Source organism: Chryseobacterium oranimense (genome assembly GCF_900129755.1).
Lineage (GTDB): Bacteria > Bacteroidota > Bacteroidia > Flavobacteriales > Weeksellaceae > Chryseobacterium > Chryseobacterium oranimense.
The window spans coordinates 25,151-43,155 of the sequence record NZ_FQWT01000001.1 but is presented as its reverse complement, the minus strand read 5'-3'; the positions used below and the strand labels follow the sequence as shown (position 1 = coordinate 43,155).

At 37.5% G+C, this 18,005-nt stretch carries 16 protein-coding genes; 12 read left to right on the top strand and 4 right to left on the bottom strand.

All coding sequences use genetic code 11. From position 1 onward, the window contains the following. The first annotated feature begins 28 nt into the window (after positions 1 to 28). A complete protein-coding gene (locus BUB03_RS00220; RefSeq protein ID WP_040994896.1) occupies positions 29 to 1,195 on the top strand; it encodes a proline dehydrogenase family protein in 1,167 nt (388 codons plus the stop codon). A 56-nt stretch (positions 1,196 to 1,251) separates the two neighbouring features. On the opposite strand, the gene BUB03_RS00215 is transcribed toward BUB03_RS00220, so the two are convergent. Continuing rightward, entirely contained in the window at positions 1,252 to 1,788 is a 537-nt protein-coding gene (locus BUB03_RS00215) for a helix-turn-helix transcriptional regulator (protein WP_073059428.1), read from the bottom strand. 778 nt (positions 1,789 to 2,566) lie between these two features. Between BUB03_RS00215 and BUB03_RS00210 the strand changes: the two genes are divergently transcribed. Further along, positions 2,567 to 3,676, top strand: a complete 1,110-nt coding sequence (locus BUB03_RS00210; protein ID WP_073059426.1) for a M14 family zinc carboxypeptidase — start codon at positions 2,567 to 2,569, stop codon at positions 3,674 to 3,676. 156 nt (positions 3,677 to 3,832) lie between these two features. Here BUB03_RS00210 and BUB03_RS00205 read toward each other — a convergent pair whose 3' ends face one another. Beyond that, positions 3,833 to 4,342: a DUF4920 domain-containing protein gene (locus BUB03_RS00205; RefSeq protein WP_040994902.1), complete on the bottom strand. Its 510-nt coding sequence runs from the start codon at positions 4,340 to 4,342 to the stop codon at positions 3,833 to 3,835. Between the two features lie 143 nt (positions 4,343 to 4,485). On the opposite strand from BUB03_RS00205, the gene BUB03_RS00200 reads away from it, so the two are divergent. From BUB03_RS00200 to uvrA, 5 genes are all read left to right on the top strand, one after another. After that, entirely contained in the window at positions 4,486 to 5,901 is a 1,416-nt protein-coding gene (locus tag BUB03_RS00200; RefSeq protein ID WP_073059424.1) for an APC family permease, read from the top strand. A gap of 159 nt (positions 5,902 to 6,060) precedes the next feature. Beyond that, a complete protein-coding gene (locus BUB03_RS00195) occupies positions 6,061 to 6,501 on the top strand; it encodes a GPW/gp25 family protein (protein WP_040994904.1) in 441 nt (146 codons plus the stop codon). Between the two features lie 23 nt (positions 6,502 to 6,524). Next, complete coding sequence (locus BUB03_RS00190) at positions 6,525 to 8,408, top strand: type VI secretion system baseplate subunit TssF (protein WP_040994906.1); 1,884 nt, start codon at positions 6,525 to 6,527, stop codon at positions 8,406 to 8,408. A gap of 21 nt (positions 8,409 to 8,429) precedes the next feature. Next, positions 8,430 to 9,362, top strand: coding sequence for a DUF3829 domain-containing protein (locus BUB03_RS00185; protein ID WP_073059423.1), 933 nt, complete (start codon positions 8,430 to 8,432; stop codon positions 9,360 to 9,362). 228 nt (positions 9,363 to 9,590) lie between these two features. Then, entirely contained in the window at positions 9,591 to 12,422 is a 2,832-nt protein-coding gene (uvrA, locus tag BUB03_RS00180) for an excinuclease ABC subunit UvrA (protein WP_073059421.1), read from the top strand. 80 nt (positions 12,423 to 12,502) lie between these two features. On the opposite strand, the gene BUB03_RS00175 is transcribed toward uvrA, so the two are convergent. Continuing rightward, positions 12,503 to 12,982 (bottom strand): hypothetical protein, encoded by a 480-nt coding sequence (locus tag BUB03_RS00175; RefSeq protein ID WP_042279033.1) that lies wholly within the window; start codon positions 12,980 to 12,982, stop codon positions 12,503 to 12,505. Between the two features lie 200 nt (positions 12,983 to 13,182). Between BUB03_RS00175 and BUB03_RS00170 the strand changes: the two genes are divergently transcribed. The 4 genes from BUB03_RS00170 to BUB03_RS00155 all read left to right on the top strand — a co-directional run bounded on the left by BUB03_RS00170 (position 13,183) and on the right by BUB03_RS00155 (position 14,897). After that, positions 13,183 to 13,317 (top strand): bacteriocin-like protein, encoded by a 135-nt coding sequence (locus BUB03_RS00170; RefSeq protein WP_073059419.1) that lies wholly within the window; start codon positions 13,183 to 13,185, stop codon positions 13,315 to 13,317. Positions 13,318 to 13,489: 172 nt separating this feature from the next. Beyond that, positions 13,490 to 14,002 (top strand): DUF421 domain-containing protein, encoded by a 513-nt coding sequence (locus BUB03_RS00165; protein ID WP_040994914.1) that lies wholly within the window; start codon positions 13,490 to 13,492, stop codon positions 14,000 to 14,002. Between the two features lie 8 nt (positions 14,003 to 14,010). Continuing rightward, positions 14,011 to 14,505, top strand: a complete 495-nt coding sequence (locus BUB03_RS00160; protein ID WP_073059417.1) for a GNAT family N-acetyltransferase — start codon at positions 14,011 to 14,013, stop codon at positions 14,503 to 14,505. A gap of 158 nt (positions 14,506 to 14,663) precedes the next feature. Beyond that, positions 14,664 to 14,897: a hypothetical protein gene (locus tag BUB03_RS00155; RefSeq protein WP_073059415.1), complete on the top strand. Its 234-nt coding sequence runs from the start codon at positions 14,664 to 14,666 to the stop codon at positions 14,895 to 14,897. A 45-nt stretch (positions 14,898 to 14,942) separates the two neighbouring features. Here the strand turns inward: BUB03_RS00155 and BUB03_RS00150 are convergent, their stop codons facing one another. After that, the gene (locus tag BUB03_RS00150; protein ID WP_040994917.1) at positions 14,943 to 15,257 is read right to left on the bottom strand and encodes a DUF4286 family protein; all 315 of its coding nucleotides are present in this window, start codon (positions 15,255 to 15,257) and stop codon (positions 14,943 to 14,945) included. Positions 15,258 to 15,405: 148 nt separating this feature from the next. On the opposite strand from BUB03_RS00150, the gene gyrA reads away from it, so the two are divergent. Continuing rightward, positions 15,406 to 17,991 carry a DNA gyrase subunit A gene (gene gyrA, locus BUB03_RS00145; RefSeq protein WP_040994920.1) on the top strand — a complete coding sequence of 862 codons (2,586 nt, stop codon included), beginning with the start codon at positions 15,406 to 15,408 and terminating at the stop codon, positions 17,989 to 17,991. The last annotated feature ends 14 nt before the right edge of the window (positions 17,992 to 18,005 follow it).

Here is an 18,005-nt window from a genome sequence, read left to right as displayed (position 1 = left end):
TTTGCGAAACTAAATTTAATAAAAAGGAATGCCCATTTTTAACGATACTAAAGTTGCATTTGCAGACAAGTCTGATGCACAATTGAGAAAGGCGTACTGGATGTTTAAAATGATTGAACAGCCTGCTCTTACCAGCCTTGGAACTTCTGTCCTTAATTTTACGGTACATAATAATTTTCCTTTCGTAACCGGAATTGTAAAAAGCACTTTGTTTGAGCAGTTCTGTGGTGGCGAAACGCGTGAAGAGAGTATGAAGGCAGTAAAACAGCTTTTCAAAAGAGGAGTGGGAAGTATTTTCGATTACTCAATTGAAGGAAAAGAGGATGAAGAAACCTTTGATGCAGTCTGCAAAGAGATCAAAGATATCATTAGATTTTCGGTAGGAAATCCTGCCATTCCTTTTATTGTATTTAAACCTACCGCTTTCGGAAGAATCGATCTTTATGAAGCAGTAGGAAAAGGAGCTGAGCTTACCACAAGCCAGAAAGAAGAATGGGAAAGAGTGGTGAGAAGGTTTGATGAGGTATGCAGTCTTTGTCATGAAAATGATAAGAAAGTAATGGTAGACGCTGAAGAAACCTGGATGCAGGATTCGGCGGACCAGCTTTGTGAAGAAATGATGGAGAAGTACAATCAGGAAAAACCGATTGTATGGAATACCATCCAGATGTACAGAACCGGAAGACTGGAGTATATGGAAGCTCATCTGCAGAGAGCCAGAGAAAAGAATTATTTTATAGGATATAAGATTGTACGTGGAGCTTATATGGAAAAGGAAAGAGCAAGAGCTGCAGAAAAAGGATATGCAGATCCTATCCAGCCGAATAAAGAAGCTTCAGACAGAAATTATAATGCCGGAATTGATTTTGTGATGAATCATTTGGATAAAGTATCTGCATTTTTCGGAACCCATAATGAAGTGTCTTCAGAGTTGGTTATGGATAAAATGAAAGCTAAATCTCTGGATAATGGTAATCCGCACGTTTATTTTGGGCAGCTTTATGGGATGAGTGATAATATTACCTTCTATTTATCAGATAAAGGCTATAATGTGGCTAAATATCTTCCTTACGGACCTGTAAAGGATGTTGTTCCATATCTTACAAGAAGAGCCAGAGAAAATACTTCTGTAGCTGGCCAGACCGGAAGAGAACTAGGACTTATCAAGAAAGAGCTTGAAAGAAGAAAAAAATAAGTATTTTAAAAGATATATTATAAAAACCTGGCCCATTTTCTCCGGCCAGGTTTTTTTTATGGTTCAAAACTTTCAAATTTTCCATTTTCATAAAACAAAACAATCCGTTTAATCTTATTTTCTTGATTATCAGTGGATTGATTAGTTGTATAATCTTTAAGATTTCCTAATCGTTGAGAATCGGATAAATTTTCCTGTGTCTTGTATGGGGGCGGTATAAACGATTCTCGAGGGCTCTCATTTATTGAGTCAATTTCTTCATCGGTTCCGAAATCTTCATCATCTTTCATCATCGTAAATAAATCGGGTAGCGGAACAGGCTTTCCTTTCTCGTCCTGCTCTTTTGATTCTACAGCAGATGGGGTGGATGACAATTCTGATTTAAGCATTTCACCTTCGCCTGTAACCAGCCAGTCCCAAAGGATTTCCGGAAATTTTGATTTAATCTTTATAATGAATTCCAGAGAGGGTTTGTTTCTTCCGGAAGTAATATGTGAAATAGAAGAACGTTGTACGTCGATCTCATCTGCAAACTCAGAAGGGCTGAGATTAGAGTACTCTATCACTTTGGAAATTCTCTCGTTTAGGGTCATAATAAGATATTAATTGCTTTACAAATGTAAAGTATAAAATTTACATAAACAAATTACAAATGTATATAAAGCTGTAAATTCAATAATAAACATTTGTAAACTAATTATAAATATTTATTTTACAGACTATTACATGATATATTAGATTATTGTTTACAATTAAATAATGTAAAATTTGAGTTTACTACTATATGTCTTACAATTAATTGTGGATTTTAAAGAAGAGTGGCAGACTTATATATCTCAATATAATTAATTGATTAATAATATTATATAATTTATTAGATTTCTTTTATATTAAACAAAAAGGAAGGTTTTCATACTATTTACATTTGTTTAATTTAGTAATGTTTTGATTTTAAGGTAATTATATTCTTTAATCGTTTTCAAAAATCTTTTCAATTGATTAAAGGAATATTTACTGTTTGTTTCGTATATTTCAAACTAAAATTTCACGTTTTTTATTAAATAAGTAAGTTTACACATGTATACAATGAAAATTGACTGAGTTTTCCACAATTATAATGTTTAGCTTTATTATACTTATTTACAAATAAATACTCATTTACAGAGTTAAAGTACTGTTATGAATCTGATTGATATAAAAACTGTAAATCATTCATTTTTAAACATTTAATAATTATCTTTTAAATTATATTCAATTAACAATTTTATCCACAGACAAAATGGCAGTCCAAGTTGTTTAGTGAGGTTACTAATGTAAATTGTATTTTTTTGCTTCAAAATCCTTAAATTTGACTCTTGTAAATTATTGATAATGAATTTTGAACAGATCTATTCTCCAAATCCTAACTTCTCAAACCGCTATATTTCCCCTGAAAAATTATTTTCTTACCTACAGAGCAATCTCAGCAATTATATTCAGGAGATCGGGAGATCTTATTTAGACAAGCCTATTTATAAATTGACCATAGGAACCGGTTCTATAAATGTTCTTGCCTGGTCACAGATGCACGGAAATGAATCGAATGCCAGCCATGCAATGCTTGATCTCCTCGAGACGCTTGATAAGGCTCCGGAATTGAAGGAGAATCTTTTCAGTAAAATCAAACTGGATTTTATTTTTATGCTCAACCCTGACGGTTCAGAAAGATGGACCAGGCTGAATGCAGCAGATATTGATCTGAACAGAGACTTTCATAATGAATCAAGTACGGAAATTAAGTTTCTTAAAACTGCTGTTGCTTCAAATAAGTATGATTACGCATTGAACCTCCATGAGCAGAGAACCATTTTTACTACAGACGGAATACATCCCGCAACACTTTCTTTTTTGGCTCCTTCCGAAAATGTAGAACGTACAGTAACAGATAACAGAAAAAAGTGTATGGCTGTAATAGGAAAGGTTTATGGGCATTTGAAAGAATTAATTCCTAACCAGATCGGAAGATATTCGGATGAATTTTATCCTACCTCCACAGGGGATAATTTTATTAAGGCAGGAATGCCTACTATTTTATTTGAAGGCGGACATTTTGTGGATGATTATACGAGAAAGGGAACCAGAAAGTATTATACCATTGCTTTATACTATGCACTGGAAGCTATCAGTGAGCTAAATTCAGATATCGAAGGTTGGGAAAAGTATCTTGAAATTCCTGAAAATCAGGAAACGCATTATGATATCATTTACAGAAATGTAAAATTAAATACCGATCATGAATGCATTTTGGATGTTGCCGTTCAGTACCGTGAAATCATAGAAGAAGGAAAAGATGAAATATCTTTTATCCCCTTTGTAATGGAAGTTGGGGATGTGAAAAAAAGAAAAGGCTGGCTGGAAATAGACTGTACAGGGAAGAAATTTGTAGCGGCTACAAAATACCCTAAACTGGATGCCCCTGCAGAATTTACAATAGAAGATTAAACGCTCAATATTTTTATTGGCTGAATTAAAGCATTTTTAATAGAAAATAATATAACAGAATCATCTACCAGATCTACGAGAAATTATAAAGGGATAAAACAAAACGTCCTCAAAAGTACTATTTTTTGAGGACGTTATTATTTTTATACGGAATAACTAGTTTACTACTTTAATTCCGTTGGCTACAAATCTAATCTCTTCTTTAGGAGTCGTAATGGCATCAATTTCAGCCTGAGGCTTTTTAGCATCTTCCGCGTAATGCTTCTGCTCATCTATTGAGGTCACTTTTCTTTCTGCAGTACCTTCCAAAACAACATTTTTACCTTTTAAAGCAGTTGGTACAAAGAATGCGTAATCTTTCATTTTTACGAAAAACTGAGAATTATCTTCCGTTTGAATCGTAAGCCAGCAACCTTTTTTCTCGCAAACATCAGTTACTTTTCCTTTAACTGCTACATTTTCGACCTTTTTGTTATCCTTTTTAAGCTTTTTGCTTAATTTGTCTACCGTGATGGCTTTGGACTCTGATGTTACTGCAGATCCGTACGTATCACCTACAATAGCATTTCCTGCCGGTGGTCCTGCTTTTTTCTGTGAAGTCTCCTGTGCAAAAGCTAAAGTTGAAATACTTACAGCTGCTGCAAATAATATAGCTTTGAATTTCATTTTTAATATTTTTTTCAAAAGTACTAATTAAAATCGAATAACAATTCGTTAAAAGCTTGATAAAAAACAGATGGAGCAGTAAATTTTAAACAAATTTAAAAATCAATGTCATATTTGTTTATATTTGACGCCTATAATTGACTATGCAGAAAAAACTGAAACTTTGGGATGCCATTATGCTCGTAATGGGATCCATGATCGGAAGCGGTATTTTTATTGTAAGTGCCGATATGATGCGAAACCTGGGATCCGGTTTCTGGCTGATAATAGTTTGGGTCATTACCGGAGTCATGACGGTAGCAGCAGCCATCAGCTACGGAGAGCTTTCGGCATTGTTTCCAAAAGCAGGAGGGCAGTACACCTATCTTAAGGAGATTTTCGGAAAAAAAATGGGGTTTCTTTATGGCTGGGGTCTGTTCACAGTAATCCAGACCGGTACTATTGCAGCAGTGGCAATGGCTTTCGGAAAATTTACAGCTTATCTCGTTCCCTCACTGAATGATGCAGCCCCTCTTTTCCAGAGCGGGGAATTTAAAATTACGTGGATACAGATTCTGGCCATAGCGGTTATTCTTTTGCTTACTTATATCAATACAAGAGGCGTAGAAAGTGGCAAACTGCTTCAGAATGTATTTACAGGGTCAAAGATTATTGCTTTGCTGGGTCTGATTGCAACCGGGTTTATTTTAGTTGACTTCTCGCACCTGGCTGAGAATTTCAGCCTGGGTATGGATTCATTTAACAATCTTAAAAAAGATATCAGCGGTAACTTTCTTAAAGAAGGTTGGGAACCCATCAGTGGAATGACTTTACTTGGAGGAATAGCAGCAGCTATGGTAGGCTCTGTTTTCAGCTCTGTAGCTTGGGAAAGTGTAACTTTTGTTTCAGGAGAGGTGGAAAACCCGAAGAAAAATATTGTTAAGTCAATGATCTATGGGACCTCTGCAGTAATGATTCTTTATCTGGCAGTCAATTATGTATATCTGAATGCTTTGGATAGAGATAGTATTGCATTTGCAGCCAATGACAGGGTAGCAGTCGTAGCTTCACAGAATATTTTCGGAAGTGCGGGAACCATTATCATTGCTGTTCTTGTAATGATTTCTACATTCGGATGCGATAACGGGCTGATCCTGGCAGGAGCCAGAGTATTCCAGACCATGGCAAAAGATGGAATGTTCTTTAAATCTGCCGAAAAAAACAATAAAAATGAAGTTCCGGAAAATGCATTGTGGATGCAGGGAATCTGGGCTTCGGTATTATGTCTTAGCGGACAGTACGGGAATCTTCTGGATATGATTTCTTTTGTGATCGTGCTGTTTTATATGATTACCGTTTTTGGAGTTATTTATTTAAGATTCAAAAAGCCAGAGCTGGAAAGACCTTACAAAACATGGCTATATCCTGTAACTCCTTTTGTTTACCTGCTGATAGGTACAGGATTCTGTGTGCTTCTTTTGATATACAAACAGCAGTATACATGGCCGGGCTTCCTGATGGTACTTCTTGGGCTTCCGGTATATTATTTTATTAACAGAAAAAAACAGACGGATCAATAGTGTAAAATTGAACTGTAATTATATTACTTAAGGGCTTCCAACATTTGTTTGGAAGCCCTTTTTCAATAATATTTTTGATGCCTTTTCCTGTTTATTTCATGAAAATGTGTATTTTGGTATTTCTTTTTAAGAACTAGACTATGAAATAAGAAGTTGACTATGGATACACCAAATTACAGAATGCCTTTTGTCCCTTCAACATTAATGACTGAAGGAGGAAGCATCGATATCTGCGACATGGGTGAAAGCATTGCCCACAATATCATGCTCCTGATCACCACAAAAAAAGGCGAAAACAGATATGATGACAATTATGGAAACGACGTCTGGAATCTGGAATTCGACAATGGAGTTACCAGTGCCGTTTGGGAAAGCGTTTTCATTAAAAGCCTCAGAAGGCAGATTCAGGAATATGAACCTCGTATCGTACAGCCACAGATTGAAGCCCATATTCAGTTTGTAGAGCACAGCTATGATACCAAAGAACACACGGAGATCAAAAAGAAAGTAAGAATTGCCATCAATGCAAAAATGGAGGCAACAGGAGAGCGTTTCAGCTTTTCTACAGAATTATTTTTAAGTCCGATGTCTATTGATTAATTGTTTTAACAGCAAGAAAAATTATGAACTTAGATCAAAATATATATTCCAAAGAATCTGTAAAGGCAAGAATGCTTCAGAATGCCACCAAAGTGTGGGGACTGAAAAGCCCGCAGTCTCTGGATCCTTTTGTAAAATTGCTGATAGATGCATTCAGTACGGAAGTCTTTAAAGCCAATAACGAGATTCAGACCGTTAATGCAAGAATCCTTGAGAAACTGGCAAAACTTCTGACGCCATCCCTTTATACCCATCCGGTTCCTGCTCATGCAGTTGCTTTTACACAGCCTTATGAATCTTCTGAAATCCTGCTGGAGCATACGGAATTCTTCTTTCGCAAACAGATGACCTCTACAGTGAAGTCTGAATCGGATAAGCAGCTTAATATTCCCTTTACACCGGTAGGAAATGTAAGGATCAATAAAATACAGACCGCCGTGATGTTTGTAGGAAATACCTGCTACAGTGTGGATGACAGACTTAATAAAATACCGGTAGCAAGGTTCCAGGGAAAACCCGAAGATTACAGAAAAATTACAATCGGAGTAGATGTAAGCAGGTATGCCAATGAAAACTTCCCTAAATATATCAGTGTTTTCTGTTCGAATCCTGCCTTTGAACATATAGATTTTGTATACAAACTTCTTCCTTATATTACGGTTACCAGTAATGGAAACCCGCTATTTGTAAGAGAAGGGTTGAGTTACCTTACCAACAGCCAGCAGGATGGATATGAACAGATGTTTAAGGAACAGTCGATCCGGAACAAAGCCATCGAAGACATCAAAAGCATTTACCGCCACAAATTCATTGAAATCACAGGACTTTCCGGCAGTCTGTTTTCGGAGCCCGGAGTTTTACCGCAAAACCTGGATTTTCTCAACGAAAAAGAAGAGATTAAAAAGCAGATTGGTGACAAACGCTACCTGTGGCTTACTTTTGAATTTCCACCTCAGTTTTCTGCTGAGATTTTAGATAATTTTTCATTTGTAATGAATGCTTTCCCTATTTATAACAGGGGCTGGAAGAAAACAGAATATAGTCTGGACATTATGGGAAACAATATTCCATTGGTTACGGACGAAGGAGAGCATTTTCTGTATGTAGATGAGGTTCAGGACGGTGACGGAAGAAGATATACCGAAATACCGTTTACACCTGCAGATGACCTTAAAAAAGGATTATATACTGTAAGAAAAGGAGGAATGGAGCGTTTTACCAACAGAAATGCTGTAGATATGATCGCTAATGTACTGGAACTTACAAGGGATGAGATTGCTGCGTTTTCACTTTTAAACAGGGATAATGTTAAAGGAGTACTCAGTGAAATGTCTGACAAAATGAAGACAATGGTACAAAAGGTGAATAATGCGAAAAGAAATATCAGGCAGGAGCTTAATTATGTAATCATGGAACCTGTAGAAAAAACAGACCATACTTACGCTTCATTCTGGGTTACCCACTGTACGCTGGCTAATCATATGCGTCCGGGAACAGAGCTTTCCAATCAGCTGAAATCGCAGACCGTTGTGCTTCTTACAGAAACCATTGGTGGTTCCGAGGAGCAGAAAGGAACAGACAGCATCCAGGCTTACCGATATGCTTTAACGACGAGAGACAAGATCATTTCTCTGGAAGACGTTAAAAACTACTGCAGAATGGTGCTGAAAGATGAGGTGAAAGAAGTGAGGGTAAGAAGAGGAACCATGATCAGCAACCGTCCTAAGGAAGGCTTTGTGAGAACTGTTGAAATAGAAATTATTCCTCAGAATTATTCTTTCTATGGAAGGGCTTACTGGGAAAATATGGCCAATATCCTGAGAAATCAAATTATTTCTAAAGCGATCGACGGAATTGAATATGTAGTGAAGATAAGCAATGAAGATGTTGATCTTGATGAAATATAAATCTAACCAAACTATAAAAATATGAGAAAAATTATTGTATTTGCAATGGCACTGACCTTTACATCGGTTAGTGTAATCAACTGTAAAAAAGATATCGACAAACTGGGCAAATCTGTTGTGAGCCTGGGGAGTACCAATGAAGCCAATGCTATTATTGATTTTAATAATAACTTTTTAGACTCCTATAAAAGCACCTCCAAACATATAGAGAACATTCTTAAATATGCCGATGCAGCTTCTGTGAAGGCAAAAGGAGGGGATGTTATGATAATGCCTATTGTGATTGGTTCTATGGATTATTCATTCGGGAAGATCAAAGACATACCATCTGGTTTTGGTAAAGACAAAGCTTCAATAGAAGCCGATTTTAAGATTTATAAGAATAAAAAGGAAAGTATAGAGAAAAAGTTTGAAGAGCTTAAATCCTATATGAATTCCGAAGATTATAAAGACGATAAAGGAGCAAGGGCTGAAACGATAACAAAAGAAATTGAAACCGAAGCTAAGGCACTATTTATTTCAGGTGAAAATATTGTGGCTAAGATCAAACCGGCGACTGATGCTGCAGAAGAAGTAATCCTGAAGGATCATCCTATGAAAGAATATATTATTTCTTCCAAGAACGTGATGAATTCTCTGGATTCCAATATAGATGTTCTGGATAAACAATATTCAGGGAAGTTCAACGAAGCAGAAGTTCAGAAAAAATATGATGAGCTGGCCAAAGCAGTGGAAGCGAATTCAAAATTAGAATTCACTGTTAAGGATCAGCAGTATTCCTACAAAAAATCATTGTTTGAAAGTTTCAATAAAAGTGCATCCAGCTTTTTGGATACCTACAGAAAAGTAATCCGCGATTCTAAAGGAACAGGAAAAATTTCAGATAATGATATCCAACAGATCGATTCTGCTTATGAATCTGTGTTGAATTCTTACAATTCATTTGTAAAATAACAGGAGGTATAAAACCTATAGAAAAAAGACTGGTACCATGTGCCGGTCTTTTTATTTACAATATCAGCACTTCAAAAAATACAGTATTATCAATGTCATCCTCAGTGAATGTAGAGGATTAAAAAATTAACTAAAATTAAACTTTAATAAAAACTTTCGGGTTAACACAATTCCATAAAATTCCGTAATTTTGCACATTGTGATTTTCATGTAGAATCACCCCAAATTATGAGTAAATCAACAGAATATATAGAAGTTTACGGAGCACGTGAACACAATCTAAAAAATATTAATGTCAAGATCCCACGTAATGAGTTGGTGGTCATTACCGGACTTTCCGGAAGTGGAAAATCATCTCTGGCTTTTGACACCATCTTTGCAGAAGGACAGCGTCGTTATATTGAAACATTTTCGGCTTATGCACGCCAGTTTTTGGGCGGTTTGGAGCGTCCTGATGTAGACAAGATAGAAGGGCTTTCCCCTGTAATTGCCATAGAGCAGAAAACGACCAATAAAAATCCCAGATCTACCGTAGGAACCGTTACTGAACTGTATGACTTTCTTCGTTTGCTGTTTGCAAGGGTTTCTGATGCATACTCCCTTTCTACGGGGAAGAGATTGGTAAGCTATACCGAAGACCAGATTCTGGAAACCATTAAGGAAAACTATAAAGGGGAAAAGATAATGCTTCTTGCTCCTGTCGTACGTTCCAGAAAAGGACATTATCACGAGCTTTTCGTACAGATGGCAAAAAAAGGCTATGGCCAGGCAAGAATTGACGGTGAGCTGCAGGACATAGAATATGACCTGAAACTGGACCGTTACAAAACCCACGATATCGATATTGTAATCGACCGCTGGATCATTGGGGAGAATGCCTCCGAAGCCAGAATGGAGAAATCCTTGCGTACTGCAATGGAAATGGGGGAAGGGATTATCGGAATTCAGAAGCTGGGAAGTACTGACATAGAATACTTCTCCAAAAACCTGATGGATGCAGAAACCGGACATTCACTTGCTCTTCCGGAACCCAATACATTCTCTTTCAACTCTCCGAAAGGAAGCTGTCCTGAATGTAAAGGATTAGGAACGATTAAGAAAATCAACACCGACTATTTTATTGATAATCCTAAATTATCCATTAATCAGGGCGGATTGCTGCCTCTGGAAGACATTAAATCCAATAAGTGGATACTGTCCCAGATCAAAAATATTCTTGAGATTTTTGGATTGAGCATGGCAACACCCATGAAGGATATCCCGGAAGAAGCATTGGATTATATTTATAACGGATGCCATAAAGAGTTTAATAAAGACCTGAAATATGCAGGGATTACCAAGAAAATAAAAATAAGCTTCGATGGTTTGATTGCCTTTATGGAAGAAATCATTGATGAGAAAGAATCTTATGAAGCAGTGCTTCTGGAAAGGCATTTTACCACTGAGGAAACCTGTCCGGAATGTGGTGGGACACGTCTTCAGCAAGCTAGTTTAAGTTTTAAAATAGACGGAAAGAATATTGCCGAGATCAATGCTTTAAGTTTATCTGACCTGAAAGAGTGGTTATCAGATGTCAAAGATAAATTTTCAGAAAAACACAAAATCATAGCTCACGAAATCCTAAAAGAAATTGAAACAAGGCTTCAGTTCCTTCTGGACGTAGGTTTGGATTACCTGAGTTTAAGCAGAAGCTCAAAAACCCTTTCCGGCGGTGAATCCCAGAGGATACGTCTTGCTACGCAGATCGGGTCGCAGCTTGTCAATGTATTGTATATCCTGGATGAACCGAGCATCGGACTTCACCAGAGAGATAACGAGAGGTTGATCAATTCCTTAAAAAACCTCAGAGATATAGGAAATTCTGTCCTTGTCGTAGAGCATGACAAAGATATGATCCTGGAAGCCGATGAGGTACTGGATATCGGGCCGAGAGCCGGAAAATTCGGAGGGGAAATACTCTGGCAGGGAAAACCTAAAGATCTTTTAAAGGCAGATACCATTACGGCACAGTACATTAATGGAGAAAGAAAAATAGAAGTCCCTGAGAAAAGGAGAGCCGGGAATGGTAAAAACATTCTGCTAAAGGGAGCTACAGGAAACAATCTTAAAAACGTTACCCTTGATATTCCATTGGGGAAACTGGTTGTGGTAACCGGAATTTCAGGAAGCGGAAAATCTTCCCTCATTAACGGAACTTTGTATCCGATCCTTAACAAACATTTTTACAGAGCTGTTCAGGAACCTCTTCCGTATAAAAAAATTGAAGGTCTTGAGAATATTGATAAAATTGTAGATGTAGATCAGACCCCAATCGGAAGAACACCCCGATCCAACCCTGCAACCTATACGGGAATGTTTACAGACATCAGAAACCTGTTTGCAGAACTACCTGAAAGTAAAATCCGGGGTTATAAGCCGGGAAGATTTTCGTTCAATGTAAAAGGCGGAAGATGTGAGACCTGCCAGGGAGGAGGATTGAAAGTAATTGAAATGAACTTTCTGCCTGACGTATACGTTCATTGTGAAACCTGCAACGGAAAACGCTTCAACAGAGAAACGCTTGAAGTTCGTTACAAAGGAAAATCCATCTCCGATGTACTGGATATGACGATTGATGAAGCCGTAGAATTCTTCCAGCCGATCCCTAAAATTTTTGCTAAAGTAAAAACACTTCAGGATGTAGGATTGGGATATATTACCCTTGGGCAACAATCTACCACACTTTCAGGAGGGGAAGCACAACGTATCAAACTGGCGACAGAACTTTCAAAAAGACAAACAGGAAACACCCTTTACATTCTGGATGAACCGACCACCGGATTACATTTTGAAGATGTAAAGATCCTGATGGATGCCATCAATCAACTGGTAGAGCTAGGAAACTCATTCATCATTATTGAACATAATATGGATGTGATAAAGTTGGCAGACCATATCATTGATGTCGGCCCTGAAGGAGGAAAACATGGCGGACAGATTGTAGCGCAGGGAACTCCTGAGGAAATTGTAAAGTCCAAGAAAAGTTTAACAGGAAAATTCCTGAAGCGGGAACTGGAATAAAAGAGGCAATAACTCTTATAACATAAAACCCCAGCCGGACAAAAGTCCGGCTGGGGTTTTTCTATAGCTTAATTCAGAATCTACAAAGGCGATATATACACTTCAATTTTTGTCCCGTCATAGTTGAATGTCCCATCTTCATTAGGTTTGCCTAAAACCCATTTCATATCTACCGGAACCGACCATGCCGTTCCCAGTGAGAAGCCATTTACCGATCTGATTTCTGAACAGTTTCCTGTAGTGATAGCAGAGTGAAACCAGGTTTTATCCCTTACTCTGTAGAAACCAATTGCTTTTCCTTTAGGGATAACTGAATAACCGTTCCATTTGTCTCCCGCAGAATAATTGAATTTATTAAGCCATCCCTGAGCTCTAAACTGAACAAGCTCATCCGGAGATATAGCGGCTCCTCGCATATACAAGGCATACGCTACCACATCATGGCATACTCCTTTGTTGTAATTGCTGATATCATCCTGGCCGGAAAGAAGACCATTAGAGATTAATGATTTTTTTGCCGGATCTAATTGCCCCATATGGGCTCCTTTTGGTGTGATCATTTCAATATTATTTTATGGTTTTGGTGTATTTAAAGATACATAATATATTATAAATAATATTTAATCATAAATAAATAAGCTGTTGAAGTATTTTTTATCCTTTTTTGAAGTTTCTATAAATAATGAAAACTTTGAGTATTAAATTGTAATAAATGATCTAAAAAAGCGTTCTATATTTATCAGACATAAATTAAAACAATATGAAAAATTTAAAGAAACTTAACAAGAACGAGTTGAAAACAGTGTATGGAGGATCACCTAAAATTTATTGTGTATTCTGTGAAAGACTCAACAGAACAGTCTGCAGCGAAGCTCAGATTTCTCAATGTCCTTAAAATCAAAGCTGCTTTTTAGCAGCTTTTTTTATGATAAGGGTTAAATATTTTTGAAGCAGGCTTTCAGTTTCTCATACTGCTGCTTCCCATGACAAGACTTTCTTTTCCAAATGCAAAGATTTATTTCAATCAATCAAAAAAAACGATACATTTGATCATTAAAACATGATTTGTGAATCCTATTCTTGATGTTGTTATACGCTCCCTGTGCGTTTACCTTTTTATGGTAATTGCTATCCGTCTTTTTGGTAAAAACCAGCTTTCTCAGCTCAATGCGGGAGATGTGGTATTGCTTCTGCTCATTTCCAATGCAGTTCAGAATGCTATGGTAGGACAGGATACCTCGCTTCAGGGTGGACTTATTGCTGCACTTGTTCTGTTTGCAGCCAACTTTATTCTGAAAAGACTGATGTTTTCCAACCGTAAATTTGAAAGTTTTATGGAAGAAGATCCTGTCATTCTGATTAGGGATGGGAAGATAGATCAGACCGCGCTGAACAGGGTGAAGATTACCCGGGATGAACTGGAAGAAGCCATAAGAGAGCACGGAGTGGAGAAAATAAAAGATGTAAAGCTTTCTATCCTTGAAGTAGACGGGAATATCAGCGTTATTTCAGAAGACGAAACTGAAAAGCAGACTCATTATACAAGAATCAAAAGAAAAAATAAAAGAAAATACCATTAAATAAAAGTATGAATTACGAATTAAGAGAAATGCTTTCCAGTGATGAAAAAAGAGTGCTGGAAATATATAAGCAGGGCTTGGACGGGGGAATGTCCACTTTTGAAACAGAAGTTCCTACGGCCGAAGCATGGAACATGGATTATTTCAACGACTGCCGCTGGGTGCTGGAAAACGAAAACAATGAAGTAGTAGGTTGGTGTGCCTTGAAGCCGGTAAGCAAAAGAGAATGTTACAAAGGAGTTGCTGAAGTAAGCATTTATTTTGACAACGGGTATCAGGGGAAGGGTTTAGGATCGGTCCTGTTAAAAAAGATGATCCTTGACAGCGAAAGCCATGGTTTCTGGACACTTCAGGCCAGTATATTTCCCGAAAATGAAGCTTCGATAAAATTTCACCAGAAAAATGGGTTCAGAACTGTGGGAGTCAGAAAGAAAATTGGAAAACTTAACGGACAATGGAAGGATGTGATCCTGTTTGAAAAACGAAGCGAAATTGTAGGTTAAGTAAAGGATAATCTTAACATTAAACACCAGGTGCTTTAAGAAATTCCCCAAATTCAAATGCTCTTCAGATCTCTTGGCTTTCCAATATAAAAATTCTCATAACCTACTTTGGCATTAACCTTGTTATTGCTTTACTGAAATTTGAAAAAGTGGAAAATATGAAAGGTTTAATTAAAGTTGTCGGGGTAATAACCGTTATGTTAATGATGACTTCATGTGTGGTGCATGATCATCACGCAAGGAGGCTGCCGCCGGGACATGCTAAAAAGGTATATGGTGGAAGCGCAAGATACTACGCACCCGGACAGGTTAAAAAAAGAGTGTATTATTATGATTATGACAACAAAGGTCATCATCATAAAAACAAAGGACACAAACATCACAGAGATTGAGAAAAATAAAAAAGCCCTGATTTTTTCAGGGCTTTTGATTGATATCTAAAATCTCGATTTTTTAGGATTAAGGAATGTATTGAAGATCATTACATCGGTCCCGAACTTTTTCTCAACCCTTTCCGAAATATTCAGCATTTCACTTTTAATAAAATCATCCCTGAGATCATCATTATCAAACATCAGGAGAAGATTGTAATTCTTACCTTCATCAATATAATCACTGTGTACTTCAGAAAGAATATATTTATTGACGTCCATCAGGTTTTCTGCCATCAGAACCAGTGTTTCGTCGATATAATTTTCCCATTCTTCTATATTGTTTTTCGTACAGTGGAAAGTTATACTCAATAAGCTCATATTTTATGAATTTTTAAGATTTTTTGGATAAATTCTACCACAAAAATCGGTAAAAAATTCGTAAATTAGCCCGTTAATAAAAATTGGAAATAAATTATTTTCAGACGCACAGCTAAAGGTCTGACTGTCATTATAATAAAATTTGTTTATGCAAAAAGAAGGAGAAAGACTGATTCCTATCAACATTGTTGATGAAATGAAATCGTCTTATATCGATTATTCGATGTCGGTTATCGTTTCAAGAGCGTTACCGGATGTAAGAGACGGCCTGAAACCCGTTCATAGAAGAGTACTTTATGGTATGTACGGATTAGGGGTTTTTTCTAATCGAAAATATTTGAAATCTGCAAGAATCGTTGGGGATGTTTTGGGTAAATACCACCCACATGGAGACTCCTCAGTATACGATGCCATGGTAAGAATGGCTCAGGAATGGAGCTTACGTTATCCCCAGGTAGACGGGCAGGGGAACTTTGGTTCAATGGATGGCGATCCGCCTGCAGCAATGCGTTATACCGAGGCAAGACTTAAAAAAATCTCTGATGAGGTACTTTCTGACCTGGACAAAGAAACCGTTGACTTTCAGAATAACTTCGACGACAGTTTACAGGAACCTACAGTACTTCCTACCAAAGTTCCTAACCTTCTGGTAAACGGCACTTCCGGGATTGCAGTAGGTATGGCGACCAATATGGCACCGCACAACCTTTCAGAATCTATTGATGCTATATGTGCTTACATCGACAATAGGGAAATTACCATCGATGAGCTGATGCACCACATTACAGCGCCGGATTTCCCTACAGGAGGTATTATCTATGGTTATGATGGTGTAAGAGATGCTTTCCACACAGGAAGAGGAAGAGTAGTATTGAGAGCAAAAGTGAATTTCGAGGAAATCGGAAACAGAAATGCTATCATCGTTACTGAAGTTCCTTACCAGGTGAATAAGGCCGACATGATCGCCAGAACCGCTGAACTTGTTAAAGATGAGAAAATTGTTGGTATTCATGAAATCAGAGACGAATCGGACAGAAATGGTCTGCGTGTCGTTTATGAACTGAAAAATGATGCCATCCCGAATGTGGTCTTAAACTTATTATATAAATATACAGCCCTTCAGACTTCTTTCAGTGTTAATAATATTGCATTGGTCAAAGGAAGGCCGGAACAGCTGAATTTGAAGGATATCATCCACCATTTCGTAGAGCACAGACACGAAGTGATCGTGAGAAGAACTCAGTACGAGCTTAAGAAAGCCAAAGAAAGAGCTCACATCCTGGAAGGTTTCATGAAAGTAATCGGAACTCAGGATGCTCTGGACAGAGCTATTTCTATTATCCGTCACAGTGCCAATCCTCAGGCTGCAAAAGAAGGTTTGATCGAAGCATTTGAACTTTCTGAAATCCAGGCTCAGGCGATTCTTGATCTTAGACTGGCCCGTCTTACAGGAATGGAGCTTGACAAGATCCGTGACGAATATGATGCGATTATGAAAGAGATTATGAACTTGGAAGATATTTTGGCCAACGAGCCGAGAAGATTCGAGATCATCAAAGAAGAATTGCTTGAAATCAAAGAAAAATATGGTGACGAAAGAAGAACTGCCATTGACTATTCAGGAGGAGAAATGTCTATTGAGGATATCATCCCGAATGAAGCAGTAGTTCTTACGATTTCACACGCAGGATATGTGAAGAGAACATCCCTTTCCGAATACAAAATTCAGAGCAGAGGAGGTGTAGGGAACAGGGCAGCAACTACAAGGGACGAAGACTTCCTTGAATATATTGTTTCTGCGACCAACCACCAGTATATGTTATTCTTCACGGAAAAAGGAAGATGTTATTGGTTAAGGGTATTCGAAATTCCGGAAGGTTCAAAAACATCCAAAGGAAGAGCCGTACAAAACCTTATCAATATTGAGCAGGATGATAAGATCAAAGCTTACATCAGAACCAACAACCTGAAAGATGCCGAATACGTAAACCAGATGAGTGTTGTGATGGTTACCAAGAACGGGACGATCAAGAAAACATCTCTTGAAGCTTACTCAAGACCAAGGGTGAATGGGGTTAATGCTATCGAAATCAGAGATAATGACCAGTTATTGGGTGCATACCTGACCAACGGAAATTCTCAGATCATGATTGCGACCAAAAATGGTAAATGTATCCGTTTCCCTGAAGAAAAAGTTAGAGAAGTAGGTAGAGGATCGATCGGTGTACGTGGTATCACCATGGATGATGATGATGAGGCAATTGGTATGATTGTTGTGAATGATGTAGAAAAAGAAACAGTTCTTGTCGTTTCCGAAAAAGGATACGGTAAAAGAACTGCTGTAGAAGACTACAGAATTACCAACAGAGGAGGGAAAGGAGTTATTACCCTGAACATTACCGAAAAAACAGGAAATCTGATCGCTATTCAGAATGTGACAGACGACGACGGATTGATGATTATCAATAAGTCCGGAGTTGCCATCAGAATGAATATGGATGAAATGAGAGTGATGGGAAGAAATACCCAGGGAGTAAGAATGATCAATCTCAAGAAAAATGACGAAATTGCAGCTATTGCAAAAGTAGAAATGGATAAAGAGGTAGAGGTTGATGTTGAAGAAAATGAAGAAGGAACAGGAATTGTAACCGATAACCAGGAAAACAGTACACAACCAGAAGCTGAAAAAGAAAATCAAGCTGAGGAAAATGAGAATTCTGATTCTGAAGAATAAAAAGTACAATTAAT

Excerpts from the sequence above, each read along its gene's own strand:
- BUB03_RS00220 (WP_040994896.1), top strand. The coding sequence starts at position 29 with ATGCCCATTTTTAACGATACTAAAGTTGCATTTGCAGACAAGTCTGAT.
- BUB03_RS00215 (WP_073059428.1), bottom strand. The coding sequence starts at position 1,788 with ATGACCCTAAACGAGAGAATTTCCAAAGTGATAGAGTACTCTAATCTC.
- BUB03_RS00210 (WP_073059426.1), top strand. The coding sequence starts at position 2,567 with ATGAATTTTGAACAGATCTATTCTCCAAATCCTAACTTCTCAAACCGC.
- BUB03_RS00205 (WP_040994902.1), bottom strand. The coding sequence starts at position 4,342 with ATGAAATTCAAAGCTATATTATTTGCAGCAGCTGTAAGTATTTCAACT.
- BUB03_RS00200 (WP_073059424.1), top strand. The coding sequence starts at position 4,486 with ATGCAGAAAAAACTGAAACTTTGGGATGCCATTATGCTCGTAATGGGA.
- BUB03_RS00195 (WP_040994904.1), top strand. The coding sequence starts at position 6,061 with ATGGATACACCAAATTACAGAATGCCTTTTGTCCCTTCAACATTAATG.
- BUB03_RS00190 (WP_040994906.1), top strand. The coding sequence starts at position 6,525 with ATGAACTTAGATCAAAATATATATTCCAAAGAATCTGTAAAGGCAAGA.
- BUB03_RS00185 (WP_073059423.1), top strand. The coding sequence starts at position 8,430 with ATGAGAAAAATTATTGTATTTGCAATGGCACTGACCTTTACATCGGTT.
- uvrA (WP_073059421.1), top strand. The coding sequence starts at position 9,591 with ATGAGTAAATCAACAGAATATATAGAAGTTTACGGAGCACGTGAACAC.
- BUB03_RS00175 (WP_042279033.1), bottom strand. The coding sequence starts at position 12,982 with ATGATCACACCAAAAGGAGCCCATATGGGGCAATTAGATCCGGCAAAA.
- BUB03_RS00170 (WP_073059419.1), top strand. The coding sequence starts at position 13,183 with ATGAAAAATTTAAAGAAACTTAACAAGAACGAGTTGAAAACAGTGTAT.
- BUB03_RS00160 (WP_073059417.1), top strand. The coding sequence starts at position 14,011 with ATGAATTACGAATTAAGAGAAATGCTTTCCAGTGATGAAAAAAGAGTG.
- BUB03_RS00155 (WP_073059415.1), top strand. The coding sequence starts at position 14,664 with ATGAAAGGTTTAATTAAAGTTGTCGGGGTAATAACCGTTATGTTAATG.
- BUB03_RS00150 (WP_040994917.1), bottom strand. The coding sequence starts at position 15,257 with ATGAGCTTATTGAGTATAACTTTCCACTGTACGAAAAACAATATAGAA.
- gyrA (WP_040994920.1), top strand. The coding sequence starts at position 15,406 with ATGCAAAAAGAAGGAGAAAGACTGATTCCTATCAACATTGTTGATGAA.